Below are 18217 nucleotides of genomic sequence, written 5' to 3' on the forward strand. Positions count from 1 at the left end.
AAACCTCTCTTTCGTATTTCATCGGTCCGTCCTGGACGGCGTGAATACAGGTGTACGGCGAAGGGTGCGCCGGCCTAATGATCCGCTGTTGATTTTATGACGCCGAATACATCTGATACCTGCTCTTTTTATCAGAGAACAGTCGACTTTGGCAGGGAGATCCGGGGAAATCCTGCGCTCTCCGGCGCAAATCCGTTCGTCACGTCCCCTCGCGTTTTTGGGAAGTTTCGTGTATAATATTTCCGTTCTCTGAAGACAGCCGGTGCCCGGGAAAGGGCTTAATATCCTGCCGAGGTGAATGACATAAGCGTTTACGCATCCCGCGTTGTCTGGAACTGCGCGGAGGTTGCGGCCACGACATGAACGTCTTTACCTTGCTGACCGGTTGAGACGTTTTTTATTGAAATTTTACGGGAAGGAGGAATTGAACCTTGGCCTTTACTAAATCTGAGAAAAGCGCGATGATGGACGGGTATCGGGAAATGCTCGATCGATGCCAGGCGATCTTCGTGCTCGAATACTCGAAGATGGACATGCCCGTGATCGACCGGATCCATAAGCAGGCCCGGGAAGCGGGCGGCGAACTGCATGTCGTCAAAAATACGCTTTTCACGAAAGTCGCGGAAGAAATTGGTTATACGATGACCAGCGATATCAACGTCGGTACGTCGTTCGTCGGGTTCGCGTTCAGGGACGCGGCCTCGTTAGCGAAAGTGATCACCGATATCGCGAAGGACGAGGCGTTTAAGATCAAAGGCGGCTATCTCGATAAAGCGTTCCTGAACGTGAAAGAGATCAAAGCGTTGTCCGACCTGCCGCCGCTTCCGGTCATGCGTGCGAAGCTGCTCGGGACGATCCTGGCGCCTGCGTCGAAACTCGTTCGGACGATCAACGAGCCGGCGCGTTCGCTCGCCGCTGTCGTTCAGGCACATGTCCAGGCAGAGTCTCCCGCTAAGCCGCCGGACGTTGGGATAAATTGCCTCCCGGTCCTTTAAAAAACGGCGAGGGAGAAGGATCGGCGGACGATCCGTCCGCCAACGATCGAATAAAAAAATTGAAAAACGCAGGAGTTTTTTATCATGGCTGATATCGCTAAATTAGTTGAAGACCTGAGCGCGCTGAGCGTTCTCGAAGCTGCCGATCTGGTTAAGGCGTTGGAAGAAAAATGGGGCGTTTCCGCCGCCGCGCCTGTCGCCGCCGTTGCCGTCGCCGGTCCGGCCGAAGCCGCTGCCCCGGTCGAAGAAGCGACCGAATTCGATGTTGTTATCAAGGACGCTGGCCCGAAGAAGATCGACACGATCAAAGTCGTCCGCGCGCTGACCAGCCTCGGCCTCGTTGAAGCCAAGCAGATGGCCGAAACCGCCGGATCGAAGGTCCTGACCGCCGTCAGCAAAGACGCGGCCGCCGACGCTAAGAAGAAGCTCGAAGACGCCGGCGCCTCTGTCGAGGTCGTCCCCGCCGCGTAAGTTCCGCGTCAGGGTCCTGAAAAGAAGGCCGTTCGCCTGTTTCGCAGTGCGGGCGGTTTTTTTTATGGGCGCGCCGGACATCGCGAAAACCGTTTACAATTGTCTCAGGAGCGATGAGAAGATGAGACCGATGATGACAGTCCGGCGGAGTTCGGTCTTTCCGGCTTCCGCGGATGAAATTTTCCGGCGGCTTCAGCGGCTTGATACGCTGCAATATATCGCGGCTCCACTGGCGACCTTCTCTCCGACCGGCGAGACGCCGCCGGACGGTGAGCTGCGCTGGGAGGCGGGAAAGACGTTCGCTTTCAGGCTGCGCCTTTTCGGGGTCATCCCGTTGGGGGACCATGTGATCCGCGTTCTTGAATTTGGCGATCGTCCTTACGCGATCTTCACGCGCGAATCGAACCCGTCCGTCCCCACCTGGAACCACAGGATCGAGCTTTCCGCGCTGGACGCGGATCGGACGCGGTATACGGACGACGTCGAAATCGGCGCCGGCTGGAAAACGCCGTTGATCTGGCTCTGGGCCTGGTTCTTCTATGGCCACCGTCAGCGGAAATGGATCCGTATCCTGACACGGGAGCGTTAAGCGGCGGGCTCCCGGAACGAACGCCTGCTTTTTTCTCTTTTCGCGCTGCGGGTCCCGGCTTTCGAATACCGGGCTGAATTTCATGAGGATATCGAGGTGAAAACGCTATGCAGTATTTTCCGTTTGGCATGTGGAAAAGTCCGATCGACGACCAGCGCTATATCCGCGCGGGCGGCCGTCTTCAGCAGCTTCAATTCGGTCGGAACGGTTCGCTTCTGATTACGGAGGCGAAGGACGACCGAAGCTTATATCTGTATGACGGGGCCGAGGGAAAGCGCCGGTTGAACGGGGACGCCGCGGTCGGCGGAACGGTCGGATACGGCGGAGGCGATTTTGACGCGGACGGCGCCCGGATCGTATTCTGTTCCCCCGGGAAAGGGCTGTTTGTCCGCGGGTACGATAAAAACCCGCCGCGCCAGCTCGTCGAGACGGCGCGTTCGCTTTCGTCGCCGGCGATTTCCCCGGACGGGCGTTTCCTGATCTATATTGAAAGCGACGGCGTTCAGGACTGGCTTTCGCTGGCGTCGCTGGGCGACGGATTTCTTTCAAAAGTAGTTTCCGGCGCTGATTTTTACATGCAGCCGGTCTGGGCTCCGGACGGGACGCGCCTCGCCTGGGTCGAATGGGACCATCCATTCATGCCCTGGGCTGGTTCGCGCGTCATGACCGGTGCGTTTGACCGCGAAATGCTAAAAATCAGCGACGTTCGGACGGTCGCTGGCGGGACCGATTTCCCCGCGGATCAGCCGCGCTTCTCCCCCGACGGGCGTTACCTGAGCTATATCGTTTCGAATGGCGAATGGCAGGATATCGCGCTGTTTGAGCTGGAGACAGGCGAGCGCCATGTCCTCGTTCATGGCGCCGGCGCTGAATTTTCGCAGCCGGCTTTCGTCATGGGGATCCGGACGACCGCCTGGTTCGGCGACAGCCGGCGGCTCCTCTTCCGGCGTCAGCGCGGCGTCCGCTCGACCCTCGAAATCGTCAGCGTTCCGGACGGAGCGACGGCGCGCGCGCCGGTTCCCGAACGTTATACCGGCTTCGATCAGGTCGCCGTCGACGCGGAAAGCGGCGCGATCGCCGCGATCGCCGTTTCGCCGGTCGAAGGCCCGGTCGCGCTGCGCGTCGCGGACGGGAAAACGTCGATCGTTCATCGGCTCAGTCTCGACGAGCTTCCTGAGGACTGGATTTCCGATCCGCGCGAAATCTCCTGGGAAGCGAGCGACGGGAGCCCGGTTCATGCCGTTTTCTACGCGCCGAAGAATCCGGAGTTCAGCTGGACCGGGAAACCCCCGGCTTTCGTCATGATCCACGGTGGCCCGACTTCGATCCGTGACCTTCGTTTCAGCGCGGAGCGGAGCTACTTTACCTCGCGCGGTTACGGCTGGCTCGACGTCAATTACCGCGGATCGACCGGCTACGGCCGGACGTACCTGAACGCGTTGAACGGGTTCTGGGGGATGAAGGACGTTGAGGACGCGATCGGCGGCGCGAACTGCGCCGGGAAGCTGGGGCTGGCGGATCGGAGCCGGATGCTGATTATCGGCGGGAGCGCGGGTGGCTATACGGTTTTGAACGCCCTTTCGCGGTACCCCGAGTCGTTTAAAGCGGGCGCGTCGTTATTCGGCGTTACGAACCTGTACGCGATTTCGCTGGACACGCACAAAGTTGAACTGCATTACAACGATTCGCTCGTTGGGACCCTTCCCAAAGACGATATCCGGTACCGCGATTGGTCCCCGGCTTTCCATGCCGGGCGGATCAAAGCGCCGCTGGCGGTTTTTCAGGGCGAAGACGATCCGGTCGTCCCGCCGGATCAGGCGCGGCGGCTCGTTCGCGCTCTGCGCTGCGCGAACGTCGTCCGCTTTTATCCGGGCGAGGGCCATGGCTTCCGCAAGCCGGAAACGAATCTGGATTATATCCGGACGCTGACCGCCTTTGTTCAGGATTACCTGTAGCCGGCGTCGGGCGTTTCGCGGATTGCCGGCCCCGTTCCGGCGAAGGCCGTATGTCTGGAACAAGTTAAAAGATGAAGTAGCTGCAAAGTGTAAAAATATAAAGGAGAAAAAAATGTTATCGGAAAAAGTTGCCGCGGCTCTGAATAGCCAGGTGAATAAAGAATTATTCTCGGCGTACATGTACCTGGGGATGGCCAATTATCTGAACGGGCAGGATTTTAAGGGAATGGCGGCCTGGATGAAGAAGCAGTCGGCTGAAGAAGTCGGGCACGCGGAAAAGATTATCGAATATCTTCAGGACTGCGGCGCGGCTGTCGAACTGGAAGCGATCGATAAGCCGAAGAACGAATACGAATCGGTTCCGGGCGTTTTTGGCGCCGCGCTGGAACATGAAAAGTTCGTCAGCGCGTCGATCCATGACCTCGTCTATCTGGTCCGGGAAGAAAAGGATTTGCCGACCGAGAATTTCCTCGGCTGGTTCGTCAGCGAACAGGTTGAAGAAGAAGCCACGTTCAGCCATGTCGTCGAGCTGCTGAAAAAAATCAATAACGCCCCCGCCGGACTGATCATCCTCGATGGGCAGCTGGGCGGTCGGGAAGACTGATTGCAGCGTTGATGATTTGCAAATAAGAAGGACGGGCTTTCCTCCTGCGCCGGGAGAGCCCGTTTTTTGATGGAAGCGGATCGCGGGGCCAAGCGCAGCTGGCGTCTGCGAACTAAAAGTGCTCCAAGGGCCCTTTTTAGTTCTTAGCCCGCGGACGCGGGATATTTGCGCGCGGGGGAGCTTCCCCGTTAAAATCCGATCATCCGTTCGTCCAGTAAAAAATCCTGAATCCCGATGTAGAAAATTCCTTTTTCGTCCTGCCAGGGATGGATCCGGTCCTGGACGACGACGATTTTCCTGAATGAATCGTCGATCCGGAGGAGGGAGTTGGTCTCCTGCTCCCGTTTTTCAGCTTCGTCGATCCGCAGCGCGGATTGGATATAGGTTCGCTGGCTCCCATGGTTGACGACGAAATCGACTTCAAGCTGGCCGCGGGTTTTCCGTTCCCCGCCCGGATCGCCTGCCGCCCGGGTGCTGTATGGAACGACGCCGACGTCGACGTTATATCCGCGTCGGATCAGGTCGTTATACAGGATATTTTCCATGAGATGCGTTTCTTCCGTTTGCCGGAAGTTGAGACGCGCGTTCCGAAGCCCGATATCGGTAAAATAATATTTCAGCGGCGTGTCAAAATATTTCGCCCCTTTGATATCGTACCGTTTCGCGGCGCTGAGAAGATACGCTTCGACGAAATAGTCGAGATATCTGGCGATGGTACTGTGAGAAATGCGCAGCTTCCTTTCTGAGAGGAAGCGGTTCTCCAGCTTCGTCGGGTTCGTCAGTGAGCCGATCGCCGAGGAGACGAAATCCAGCAGGATTTCGAGCGTTTCTTTTTCGTTTCGGATATCGTTCCGTTCGATAATGTCCCTGACGTACGTTTCGTCCATCAGGTCTTTCAGATAGCGGCTTTTTTCCTCTGCGCTTTCGAGCGATAAAAGATAAGGCATCCCTCCGTACGTACAGTATTCTATCCAGGCGTCGCCGCCCGGACTTAACGCTGATAACGGGTCTGCGCGGTAAGATGCGGAATGCGTTTCGTAGTAAGCTGGATAAAATTCACCGAACGATAGCGGAAAGACGCGGATTTCATCGCCCCGGTCCCGGAACTGGGTCAGGACTTCCCGGGAGAGCATTTTCGAATTGCTCCCGGATACGTAGAGGTCGAGATTCCTGATTTTCATCAAGCCGAGAACCGTGTCGATAAAAGTAACTTTTTCGTTCGGGTCGTCGAGGTATGGATTCGAAACGCTCGCGCAAAGCTGGATTTCGTCGATAAAAACGTACGCCCGGTCGGTCTTTCCCGCGATTTTCTCTTTGACGAACTCGTTCAGCGCGAATGGGTTGCGATAGCGAACGCTGTCGATTTCGTCGAGCGCGATTTCGACGATCTGGTCCTCCCGTACCCCGTTTCGCAGCAGGTAATTTTTATATAAATTGAAGAGCAGGTAAGATTTTCCGCAGCGCCGGATCCCGGTGATAATCTTGACGCGGCCATTGTCCTTTTTCCGGATCAGTGCGTTCAGGTATGCGTCTCTTTTGATTTCCATGCGATCGACTCCTTTTCTCAGTTCGTGCAATTTACGTTCCATGGCGCACTTTCAGTTCGCAGCGCGCCGCGGGCAGAGGCGCTCGGTGCAGGGCGCGGCGGTAAAGAAAGTTTAAGCTTTTCCGGCGCGCGTCCGCGTCCGTGGTCATGCCTGCCGGGGCGCCCTCGCCTTTTCCGGCGTTTCCGTTTAAAATTTAACCTGCTGTCAATTTTTTTTGACGGGGCGGTCGGTTTTTCGTCTGTGATGAGAACTGGGCTATAATGAAACTGAGGAAACGGACGCTTTTCCTTTGTCGGATCGCGTCAGGCAAAGAATGAATGGGCAAACGACATTTGGTCTTATCGGATATCCACGAAAACAGCGGCAGCCTGCAAAGGATTTTAGCCGAAGCGCGGAAAACGAACGGCGGATATGACGATATCTGGCTTTTGGGGGATATCCTGGGGCATGCGGACCGGATCAGCGGGAAAGACGCGTTCGATTCCGACGTCCCGGCCGTGATCGCGCTGATCGAGAACGAGACGAGCGAAGCGGTCTTCGGGAATTGGGAATACTGGCTGACGCATCCGGAGGACGACCGCGTCAACCCGGCGCAGGAAAAATACCTGGATCAGCTTCAAGGCCTTCGTGCGGGACTGAACGGAACGCTGACTCAGGTCCTGGAGAAGCTGTCGATGAAGTCGATGGTGACCGTTACGAAGGAAACGCCGGAATTCACTTTATTCCATGGCTGTACCTTCCGGCTTTACAACGGCGACGGCCATACCGCGGCTCCCTGGGAAAGCTACCTGTACCCGAAGGAGCTGAACCGCGTTACCCGCGGCCTTTTTGAAAATACGGCGAATTTAACGACGGATCATTTTCTTTTTGGACATACGCACATGCCGGGATATTTTGTTTATTCGATGCGGACGCTGACGAACGCCTGGATGCAGTTCACCGAGAACTGGCTGGGTGTCGTTTTCCCGTACCGGAACGGCGTTCAGCGTTTCGGGATCAACCCGGGAAGCGTCGGCGAACGGCGAGCCGGCTTGCCGCGCACGGCGTTAATTGTCGATCAGGAGCGCGCGACGTTCGAGTATGTCGCCGATCCGAAGTCGCTCTGCGGCGGGAGGAATGGCGCGCGGGCTTTTGGAGGGATATGAAATCCGATAAAATCGATCCGATCGTCGCTGAGATCAGCGGCGCCCGAATCGGCGATCAATTCGTCGAGCTGACGTATACCGGCGGGAAAAGTCAGGTCAGCGCCGCGTTCGCGTACGAATTCATCGCGCAGTCAGGCGGCGCGCGATATATCCTGAAATTTTTCGACGCGAAGGACGGACTGAATAACGAAACCAGCGTATTGAAACAGGTTAATCGCCTCTTTCAGACGGAATCGATCCTTGAATCAAGCGCGGTCAAGCAGATGGGGTACATGCCGGTCCCGACGGTCGTCGGCGATTCGATTGAGCTGTTCAACGACGAATTCATGCGCTCGGTTGACCCGAGCGAATATAAGATTTTGCTGGAGACGGCCGCCCGCGGGCAGAGCTGCGAGCGGGAGCTTCCGCCGACGTATTCGGAACGGCTGAAGATCGTCGTCGAGCTGGCGAAGCTGCTGCGTCTCTGCGCACGGGCGAAGATCGCTTACGTTGATATCAAGCCGCTGGAACACGTTTTCTGGACAACGGGGACGTCCGGACGAACGGAGATCACGCTGATCGACTGGGGGAACGCGCGGACCGACGCGACGACGACGCAGCTCGTCGACGATATCCGCAAGTTCTGTACTTTCCTGCCGGAGCTGATTTACGGGAAAAAGATGCTCGACCTGACGAATAACGGGAAGTACGAATACCCGATTCAGAAAGAGAACGACCGGCGCCTGATTTCGCTGCTGGGGCAGCTGTCCTTCAATACCAATAATCCGCCGCTGACACAGAAATACGCGCAGCTGGTCGGCGACCTGGTCGCGGGTTCGCTGAACGAAATCCGGCTTCAGACGAAGATCGTCGACGTATGGGACGATATCTTACGGATCCTTTTCGAAGCGCAGTCCGCCTTCGAGCGGGATACCGGCGCGATCGTATCCTGGGAATCGCTCCGTCGGGACGCGGAAGCGGCTTTCAGCGTCGACGCGGACGTTTTCCGGTCCCGCGATTTCGCCCGGCTTTGCGCGCCGCGGCTGACGTCGCTCGCTTCGTACCGGGCGTGGCTGCTGCCGGCGATGCGTTTTATTCAGACCTGGTATGGGAAGATCGACCTGATCCCGCAGCGCGGTTTTGATGATTGTTCCGAGCGGATCTTGGTGAACGATCCGACGGGACTGCAAGACGCGTTTACGAAGGTCGGCGGCGTCATCCGGGCGAAATTCAACCGCATGACGCTGCGCAGCGATTTTTCGGAAACGCTGCTGGAAAGCCTGACGCACTGCGCCGACGTGATTCAGGCGTGGGAATTCATGAAGGAAATCGAGGACGACAAGATGTCGTCCGGCGTTTTCCAGGTCACGTTCAGTACGTCGAATTTACGCGTGATCGATCCGCTTTTGGCCGACGCCTATCGGAAACAATGTAAACACAGCGTCGAGATTACCGCTGAGCGCGCGATCGAATCGGCCCCGTCCGAACCGGAACCCGTTCCTGCGACCGAGGCGGTTATCGAAGGCGAAATTATTCCGGTCGAACCGAAGGCGGCGGAGCCGCCGCCGGCGTTTAATCGGCGCTCGGCGCAGCTGCTTGACGTGTACCGGAACCTGAAACGCTTTTCACACCTGGCGAATGTCGATTTTTTCCGGGATCTGAACGATTTTATTACTGAGAATAAGGATTATGAAACCGAAATTGCGGCGCGGCTGTCGCCGGTTTTCGACGGCATGCTCAGCGAGGTGGAGGCCTGGATCGACGGGATCAGCCCCGACCGCTTTATTGTTCCTGACGCGTTTCTGAACAGCGTCGACTGGCTGCAGAACCTGCCTCCGGCGGTCGAAGGCCTTCGGGTTTCGGTCCAGGGGTCGGAGCTCTCGATTTTTGAGGCGTTCCAGGACAAGCTGTATACCTGTCAGATTGACCTGGCGCGGGCGGGGAACGCATCGCTCGAGCTGCGTCAGAATCCGGCGCTCCGCGATTCGGTCGGGCGGATTAAAATGCTGCGGAAAAAGCTGGACAGCGAGAACATGATCCGCTTCCGCCGCCTGCTTCAGGAGCACGATTACGTCAGCGTTCAGCAGATTATCGACGATCACTATATCGAATTTCCAGAGATGTACGAACGGCTCCGGAACGAAATGGCGTTTCAGGAGCGGAACGACGAGGATCAGCGGACGCTGGCGATTATTAACACAGTCGTCAATGACCTCTATCACAACAGCGGCAATCTTGAAACCGGGAAGCTCCTGAAAAATCAGGGAAATATCCCGTATATTTCGCAGCGTCTTTCCGATTACCGGCAGCGCAACGCGCAGATGATCGAGATGCAGTCCGAATTGATGAATACGAAGGAATTCGCGATGCGCGCGGCGCGTTCGATTCAGGAAGGGAAACGGCTGTCGGCGCTGACGATCCTGATCGCGGTCGTTATGCTGATTGTTGGCATCGTGCTGTTGGCGACGTCGATGTCGCGAAACGTATCCCAGACGCAGATGATCTCCCAGCTCCAGCGTCAGATCAGCGAATATCAGGCGACGAATCAGGCGTTAGCGCAGCGGCAGGCCGAAGCGACGCCGATCGTGATCGTCGCGACGATGGCTCCGACCGCGGCGGCGGCGACGCCTCCCGCGGACGTACCGGTTGTTATCGTGGGTCCCGACGCGGGAACGGAAACGGGCGAAAGCGCGGCCGCGGAACCGACGGCCGATCTTTCGAGCGAAAGCGTTCCTCCGATTCAAACGCCGGTCGACGCCGAAGCGGAAGCGCTCCTCTCCCCCTCGGACAGGCACCTCAACGCGCTTCTCAATCAGCAGGTCCGTTTTACGCTTCCCGGAAATTTAGCGCTTTTCGGCGACGCGGAGCTCACCCCGAAGCTTCAGGTCGGAACGGTTACCGACTTCGCGCAGGACGTCGGCGGCAAGCTCGTCGCTTATAACGAAAAAGCGGTTCAGCTCGAAATCCCGTTTAATATCTTTAAAGACCGCGTTTCGGCCAGCACGCAGCAGAACGTCCTGAACGCGACGAATATCCGCCGCTACTCGGATACGCCGGGGAATACCCCGCTCGTCTTTATCACGATGGTCGACGTTGTGCTGACCGAGCCGATTAAGGACTGTACGGAGGAAGCGACGTCGTTCTGCCACGGTACTTTCTCCCTTTGGATCGAACGGTCCGGGATCGAAAATTCGATAAAATAGGATCGGATTGGAAGCGTCCAGCTATGAGCAAGAAAACAACTTTCGCTGAAATTATCGAACTGATTCTGGATTGGCAGTTAAAAGAAGCCGGAGACCAGATCGATCAGAACCTGACGTCGCTTTCGACCTCTGACCTGAATAAGCTTCGGCTTCTCCTGGATCAGTATCGCGGTTATCAGATCGATTTCTCCGAAGCGGTCGCCCGTCTCGACGGCGATCCCGAGCAGTCCGAATTCATCTTGAACCAGATTCCGGATAACGTCCGCGTTACCCATCCCGAATATCAGGTTCTCATGCGCAATATTCAGGCGTTCCGCGATCAGTCGGCGCTTAAAAAAGCGGAAGCGCTGGTCGGGAAAGCGGCGGAATATATCCAGATCGAGTTCAACCCGACGCGGGCGGAGGAGGCGATCGAAAACGCGCAGCGGACGTATCCCAACTGGGATCAGGTTTCGTCGCTGCGGATGAAGATTCATTCCACGCTGGACCTTGTCGGGAAGTTTTCGAAAGGCCTCTCGATTCAGAAGGAAGTCAGCGCGCTGCGCGAGAAGGGCGGGCTCGCCTCGTATCAGAAAGCCATGCGCCTGATTAATGAGTATGCGACGCTGGGGCTGGAAAAGCTGGGGATTAAGCTTTTCGACGCGGAGATGGAGCGCGAGGAGCTTTTGAAGATGATTACCCGCGCTGAGGGGGAAAGCTGGACCCATCGTCTCAGCGGCGACGATCAGGATCTCGAAGAAATCCTGAAACTCGAGCAGTCGATTCGTTCGCTGGAAGACGCCGAAACGAAAAACGTCCGCGTCCTGTATAACAACAACGCCCGGTTGATGAATTTATTACTGGCGGAAATCGGGACGCTCGATTTATCGTCGGAGCGCGCGATTCAGGCGGATAAACGGATCGGCGAGCTTCGCGAAAAGAACAGTAAACTTAAAGAGGAAGCGATTCTGGACGTCGCGAACCGCGGAAACGGATATTACGAACTGGCGCTCAAAGCGTTCGAAATAGGCGAGTTCGCGACCGCGGAGGACAACCTTCGCTTAGCGCTCGAAGCCGGAACGAGCGATTCGACGTACGCAGAGGGGGAATATCTCGGGAATATCGAGCTCCCGAAGGAAACGGTCGCCCGGATTCAGGAGCTTTCCGATCGGCTTCGGGAAGCCAGGGCGCAGCGGGAAAAGTTCGGGTTCCGGCTGAACGAGATTCGGAAGGCATACAGCGACGAGAAATTCGAATCTGTTTCCGAGCTGGAAAACTGGCTCGCGGAGATCAGCGTTTTTTACCGGCTTGACGCCGCGACGCCGGGGCTGGCCGATTTCAGGCGCGAATTAACCGAAAAGCTGGAGCGGATGCGGTCGTTTTCGCTTGATCTGGAAACCGAGAAGGTCGCGCGGGCGCTTGATGAAGGCAACTTTGACGGCGCTTCGGAGACGATCGAAGCGCTTCAGGAACTCAAGGGCGCCCTGACCGCTTCGGACCGCGAGAGCCTGAAGCGGCTCGAAGAGCGGGTCAGGAAGCTCCGCGATACCAGGGCCGCGGCCGATCCCAGCGTGGCAGAGATGGATCGCCTGTATGAAAAGGCGGTCGCCTCGCTCCAGCTCGCTGAGCCGGAACACGAGGCCTATCGCGCGGCTTTCGCGGCGGTTGAGGCGCGGTACCGGGAAGCCTGGATCGACGTCCCGCTGAAGCTCAGCCGGCAATTTTCGCACCAGGACGCGATCCTTTCCGTGATTGCGGAGAAAAGCGAGGCGGTCGCCGCGGCCCAGCGCGCCGTTGAGGCCGGACGGGTCACGGAAGCGGACGCTGCTGCGCTGAACGAGCTGAGCGATTCAGCGCTGGCGGAATTCCCTGCGTATAAAACACTGCGGAAAAAGGCGAACCGGTTATCCGTGCGTAAGGAAGATCATATCATGCAGGACAAGAAGGAAGAAACGACGGTGGCGGACGCCGGGCGGGAAGCGGCGGCCCCATTCGAAATCAAGACGCGCCGGCAGCGTATTTTCGAAACGCTTTACGCGTTCGACAGTGGGGATTCCTACGCGGAAGCCGCCGATTTTATCGAGCGGACGCTGACCGAGGAGGAGAAAGAGGATCCGGCGATTAAATTCGAAATCGATCGGATTTATCAGGCAAACCGGACGAAACAGGCGAAATTCTACTATTCGCAGGCGGGAGAAGCGTTGGAACGCCGCGATTACGAGGACGCGGAGGATTTCGCGACGCTTTCGCTGAACGAATTGAATACGGTAAACGCCGCGCAGCTTTTAGCGGAGGTGAAGAACCGCAGAGAGGCGCAGGAGCGTTCGCTTTCGGAAATCGACGAGTTTATCGAGCTGGAGCTTGACGGATCGAAGCCGCTTTCGGAAGAGGACATCGAGACGATCCGGCGGATTTCCGACAGAATCGAATCTTTCGGTTCGTTTGAGTCGTTCGACGGGAACGGACGGAGTCGGCTGGAAACCGCGGACAACCGGATCAAGCGGCTCAAGAATCAGGAAGCGCTCGATTTTTCGAACCTGATGCGCCGGTTTGAGACCTGGGTCATGACCGGGGAGGAAGGACTCCAGAACGCCGAAGAGGTTTTAGACGCGGTCGAGAAACGGGCCTGGATCGAGAATCACCGGCAGGAGATTTTCGAAGCGCGCCTCAGGATCGACGAGGTCCGCAATACGAATCAGGCGCTGGAAATCCTGATCCGGCAGGCGGACCAGTTTATTAAAATCGGCGATTTCAGGTCGGCTGGACGAATAATAAACTCTTTCAATACCGAAAATATCGCCGCCTGGCCCGACTGGCTTTCGATCCGGCATGATAACGCGTCGCTCCGGATCGAGGAGCTGAAAACGCGCTATGACGACGTCGTGGCGCAGTTCGCCCGTGACGAGTCCGGATCCTCGCCGATTCTCGACGCGGTTCGGAACGTGCTCGATCCGGAGACGGGCGGAGCGGACGCGATTTCCGGCCTGTTGAACCGGCTGACGCTGATGAAAGGGACGCTGGAAAAAGAGATCGAGGTCGATCCGGAAGTTAACCCGTATCCAAAGCAGTGCGGCTTCCTGATCGATACGCTGCGTTGGGCGTCGTCGATCGACGACGCGATCAGCCCCTCGTTCACGAAAACGTCTGAGCTGACGCCGGAAGCGATTTTTTCGCTTCGGCGCGTTGGACGCGATTTAACGGAGCGCATTCCATCGGGATTGGGCTCGCTTCAGGGCGCGTTCGACGAACGGTTGAAATGGCTCGAAACCCGGTCGCAGGCCGCGCAGATCCTCACGTCGGTCCGGGAAAGTCAGAAGCGCGGCGCGAAACGGGACGGCAGGTCGCAGACGGTCGATCAGGACCTGGCGGCGCTTGGGACGATGGCGCTGACCGAGCGGGAAGCGAAAACGCTCGGCGAGCTTCAGGGCGAACGAAAAAAGCGGCGACGGGCCGGCGGGATCCTGATCGCGATTCTATTGGCGATCCTGACGTTGATTGTGGGACTGTACTATTATTCGCCGAAGCTGATTATGATGTTGACGCCGACGCCGACGGTGACCTCGACGGTTACGCTGACGCCGACCGCGACGCTGACGCCGACGGATACGCTCGAACCAACGGCGACGGGAACCGCGACGGCGACGCCTGAGCCGACGGCGACGATAACGCTGACGCCCGAACCGACGATCGCGCCGATCTCCGGGCAGGTCAGGCGGAAGCGCATTGGCGTATACGCGCTTCCGACGGGGCTGAGCGTGAATCTTTCCAACGGGCATCTTGCCGTGGATTCGCCGATCGAGATCCTGCGCTATTGTCAGCCGACCGGGACGCGCGATTATTGGGTCCTCGTCCGCTATCCGAGCGCGGAGCGGAATAACGGATGGGTCTGGGCGTATATTGGCGACGTGGGACAGAGTAATATCTCGATTCAGCCGACGGACGTTCCGGTGAACGAGGCGTTGGAGATGTATCCCGCGGGGTTCAGGATCCCCTGTCCGCTTGACCCGAACGAGGTCATGCCGGACCAGCCGCCGGGTTAAGCCGCGGCGCGATCGGTTCTTTTTCTCTGCGATCGATGAACTGGGGCGTGCGGAAGCTGGAACGACGCTTTCGCGCGCTCTTTTTGAAGGAATGAGAAGCTTTGCGGAGCGGATCGGTTCCCGAGGTGTCGGACGGATGGGACCAGAGGGTGATATAATTAATCCGTTAAATTTTAAAGATTGAGCGCACGGACTTATATGGAAAAAGATGAAATTCAGTTAGTCGATATCGATCGGCAAATGCGGGAGGCGTATCTCGATTATGCGATGAGCGTTATCGTTTCGCGCGCGCTTCCCGACGCCCGGGACGGGTTGAAGCCGGTTCATCGCCGGATTCTGTTCGCGATGCAGGACATGGGGATTCGCGCCAGCGGAGCGCACAAGAAGTCGGCGCGTATCGTCGGCGAAGTTTTAGGCAAGTACCATCCGCATGGCGACAGCTCGATTTACGACGCGATGGCGCGCATGGCGCAGGATTTCTCGATGCGTTACACGCTGGTCGACGGGCAGGGCAACTTTGGTTCGATCGACGGCGATTCCCCTGCGGCGATGCGGTACACGGAGGCGCGGCTCGAAAAAATTACCGAGGAGATCCTCGCTGATATCGATAAAGACACGATCGATTTCACCGATAACTTTGACGGGACGCTGAAGGAACCGACGGTCATGCCGACCAGGGTCCCGCTTTTGCTGATGAACGGGTCGTCGGGAATCGCGGTCGGGATGGCGACGAACGTTCCGCCGCATAATCTCGGCGAGCTCTGCGACGCGATTAACTACATGATCGAGAATTTCGACAACCTTGACGATATTTCGGTCGACGACCTGATGAATTTCGTTAAGGGACCGGATTTCCCGACCGGCGGCGTGATCATGGGCCGCGAAGCGATCGCGCAGGCGTATTCGACCGGCCGCGGCAAGATCGTCGTCCGCGGGCGAACGCATTTTGAAGAAACGCGCGGAAGCGAACGCTACGATATTGTCATCACCGAAATTCCGTATCAGGTCAATAAAACGACGCTGATCGAACGCATTGCGCAAATGGCGCGCGAGGGACGGATCGATCAGATTTTTAATTTGCGCGACGAATCCGACCGCGATGGCATGCGCATCGTGATCGAGCTGAAAAAAGGGAGCCAGCCGAATCAGGTTCTCAACCTGCTTTATAAGCATACGCCGCTCCAATCGACGTTCGGCGTGATCAACCTGGCGCTGGTCGAGGACCAGCCGCGGACGCTTTCGCTGAAACGGGCGCTTCGGATTTTTATCAACCACCGCCTCGTCGTCGTGCGCCGCCGCAGCGAATACGAACTCCGCAAGGCGCGGGAACGCGCCCATATTTTAGAAGGCCTGATGATCGCGCTGGCAAATCTGGACGACGTTATCGCGCTGATCCGCGCCGCGAAGGATACTCCGACCGCCAAAGAACAGCTCATGACGCGGTACGGGCTGACCGATATTCAGGCGCAGGCAATCCTGGACCTGCAGCTGCGCCGGCTTTCCGCGCTGGAACAGCAGAAAATCGAAGACGAGCTCGCCGAAATCCGGAACAGGATCGCGTATCTTGAATCGGTCTTAGCCGATCCAAAGCTGCAGCTGGGGATCGTCGAGACGGAAACCCGCGAAATTCGCGAGAAATACGCCGACGAGCGGCGGACGACGATCGATCTGGACGCGACCGACGCGCTGGACGATCTGGACATGGTTGAAGATCGCTCGGTTTTCGTTTCTCTGACGAAGCGCGGCTATATCAAGCGTGTCAACTCCGATACTTATCGGACGTATAACCGCGGCGCGATGGGGATCGCGGGTCATGCGCTCAAGGATGAAGACCATGCGCTCAAGCTCGTTCACGCCAATACGCTGGATAAGATGCTCTTCTTTACGGATCGCGGGAAGGTTTACGCCGAATACGTCTTCCGGATCGCCGAGGGCGGGCGGACGGATAAAGGGACGCCGGCGATCAATATTATCAATCTTGAGGCGGACGAGAAAATTACCGAGATGGTCTGCGTTCATGAGTTCTCGCCGGCGAAATACCTGCTGATGGGGACCGCGAACGGGAAGGTCAAGCGGACGCCGCTCTCCGATTTCGCGAATATCCGCTCCTCCGGGATTATCGCGATGGGGATGGAGGAAGGCGACGAGCTGCTTTGGGCGAAGATTACCGGCGGGAACGACGACGTCGTCATCGTCAGTCGCAACGGCAAGGGGCTCCGCTTCGGCGAAAAGAAAATTCGCGCGATCGGCAGGACGGGTTCCGGCGTTCGCGCGATGAAATTAGCGGAGGGCGACCGCGTCGCCTCGATGGCGGTCTGCCGCCCGGAAGAAAAGCTGTTGATTATCAGCGAGCGCGGGATCGGGAAACGGATCCTCGTTTCTTCGCTGACGCCGCATGGCCGCGGAACGGGCGGCGTGATGGTGACCAGCGCACGGTGTCTGGATATCTGCGGCCGGATCGTTTCGGCAATCGTTATCGCCGACGACGAGGACGCGACCTTCCTGACGAGCGTTGGGAATATTATCCGACTCCGCGGCGATAAGATCCCGGTTCAGGGGCGCGCTGCGCGCGGGGTCCGCGTCATCCGGCTCGGCGAGGACGCGGCGATCGTGTCCGTCGTCGCCAGCGAGCATGACGAAACGGCGGGAGAAGCGGACGTCGTTCTTGACGGCGAGACCGGCGAAGCGATCAGCCCGGCGGACGAACTCGACGAGCTCGATCGCGAACTCGCGGAGGACGATCTCGACGAACCGGAAGAAGAGGAACTCGACGAGGACGCCGGGGATGAGGATGAAGACGGAGAAGTATGAATTCAGATTTAATTAATTCGAGTTTTACAATTAAGGATATCGCCGACGTCACGCCGACGCAGCGGATCGCCATGCTGATCGACGGCGACAACGCGCAGCCGTCGCTGATCGATAAAATTCTGGCAGAGACGACGAAATACGGCCTGATCACGATCCGGCGGATTTACGGGGATTGGACCTCGGCGAATATGGGAGGCTGGAAAGACACGCTTCAGAGCCACGCGATCCAGCCGATCCAGCAGTTCCGCTACACGGTCGGCAAGAACGCGACCGATTCGGCGATGATTATCGACGCGATGGATATCTTTTATTCGGGAACGGTAGACGCGTTCTGCCTCGTTTCGAGCGACAGCGATTATACGCGCCTGGCGACCCGGATCCGCGAACAGGGTATCTTCGTCATGGGGATCGGCAAGAAAATTACGCCGCGCGCGTTCGTAAACGCCTGCGATGTGTTCGTGTATACTGAAAACCTCGTCCCCGCGGATCAGCTTCGTTCCGCCCCCGCGTCGGGGAGCGGTTCTGGAAATGGGAACGGGGGTTCGCATAAGCGCAAAACGGCTAAAGCGTCCGCGGCGCAAAATACGGCTCCGTCGGCGCCGGCCGTCACGGACCCGACGCTCGAACTCGACAGCGCTTCGAACGATCCGCTGCCGCTGCTGCGTTCCGCGTTCGATTTAGCGGCGAGCGATAACGGCTGGGCGTTTCTCGGAACGCTGGGGCATCACCTGCGTCAGCTCGACCCCGGTTTCGATTCGCGGACCTTCGGTTATCGTCAGCTGTCGCTGATGATCCAGGCGTATCCGGACGTAATCGAGACGAAGGAAGTCAAGGGGACGGACGGGACGGCGGCGATTTACGCGCGGCTCCGGACGCCGGATCCGATGAAAGCGAAATAA

The 18217-nt window shown here is 57.8% G+C and carries 11 protein-coding genes; 10 read left to right on the forward strand and 1 reads right to left on the reverse strand.

The window, feature by feature from the left end; all coding sequences use genetic code 11:
- Positions 1-431: 431 nt before the first annotated feature.
- The 5 genes from BEQ56_02570 (at position 432) to BEQ56_02590 (ending at position 4614) form a co-directional block, all read left to right on the forward strand.
- The gene (locus BEQ56_02570) at positions 432-995 is read left to right on the forward strand and encodes a 50S ribosomal protein L10 (protein ID AOH42456.1); all 564 of its coding nucleotides are present in this window, start codon (positions 432-434) and stop codon (positions 993-995) included.
- Positions 996-1079: 84 nt separating this feature from the next.
- Entirely contained in the window at positions 1080-1466 is a 387-nt protein-coding gene (locus BEQ56_02575; GenBank protein AOH42457.1) for a 50S ribosomal protein L7/L12, read from the forward strand.
- 130 nt (positions 1467-1596) lie between these two features.
- Positions 1597-2055: a hypothetical protein gene (locus tag BEQ56_02580; protein ID AOH44369.1), complete on the forward strand. Its 459-nt coding sequence runs from the start codon at positions 1597-1599 to the stop codon at positions 2053-2055.
- A gap of 107 nt (positions 2056-2162) precedes the next feature.
- Positions 2163-4010, forward strand: a complete 1848-nt coding sequence (locus tag BEQ56_02585; protein ID AOH42458.1) for a hypothetical protein — start codon at positions 2163-2165, stop codon at positions 4008-4010.
- 112 nt (positions 4011-4122) lie between these two features.
- A complete protein-coding gene (locus BEQ56_02590; protein AOH42459.1) occupies positions 4123-4614 on the forward strand; it encodes a ferritin in 492 nt (163 codons plus the stop codon).
- 188 nt (positions 4615-4802) lie between these two features.
- Here BEQ56_02590 and BEQ56_02595 read toward each other — a convergent pair whose 3' ends face one another.
- Positions 4803-6161, reverse strand: coding sequence for an ATPase (locus tag BEQ56_02595; protein ID AOH42460.1), 1359 nt, complete (start codon positions 6159-6161; stop codon positions 4803-4805).
- A 317-nt stretch (positions 6162-6478) separates the two neighbouring features.
- Here BEQ56_02595 and BEQ56_02600 point away from each other — a divergent pair, with 317 nt between their 5' ends.
- The 5 genes from BEQ56_02600 to BEQ56_02620 all read left to right on the forward strand — a co-directional run bounded on the left by BEQ56_02600 (position 6479) and on the right by BEQ56_02620 (position 18217).
- Entirely contained in the window at positions 6479-7306 is an 828-nt protein-coding gene (locus tag BEQ56_02600; GenBank protein ID AOH42461.1) for a hypothetical protein, read from the forward strand.
- Complete coding sequence (locus BEQ56_02605; GenBank protein AOH42462.1) at positions 7303-10488, forward strand: hypothetical protein; 3186 nt, start codon at positions 7303-7305, stop codon at positions 10486-10488. The genes BEQ56_02600 and BEQ56_02605 overlap by 4 nt, the downstream gene beginning before the upstream one ends.
- 23 nt (positions 10489-10511) lie before the next feature.
- Complete coding sequence (locus BEQ56_02610) at positions 10512-14507, forward strand: hypothetical protein (GenBank protein ID AOH42463.1); 3996 nt, start codon at positions 10512-10514, stop codon at positions 14505-14507.
- Positions 14508-14705: 198 nt separating this feature from the next.
- A complete protein-coding gene (locus tag BEQ56_02615; protein AOH42464.1) occupies positions 14706-17318 on the forward strand; it encodes a DNA gyrase subunit A in 2613 nt (870 codons plus the stop codon).
- 71 nt (positions 17319-17389) lie between these two features.
- A complete protein-coding gene (locus BEQ56_02620) occupies positions 17390-18217 on the forward strand; it encodes a Maebl (GenBank protein AOH44370.1) in 828 nt (275 codons plus the stop codon).

This window comes from Anaerolineaceae bacterium oral taxon 439 (assembly GCA_001717545.1).
Taxonomy (GTDB): Bacteria; Chloroflexota; Anaerolineae; order Anaerolineales; family Anaerolineaceae; genus Flexilinea.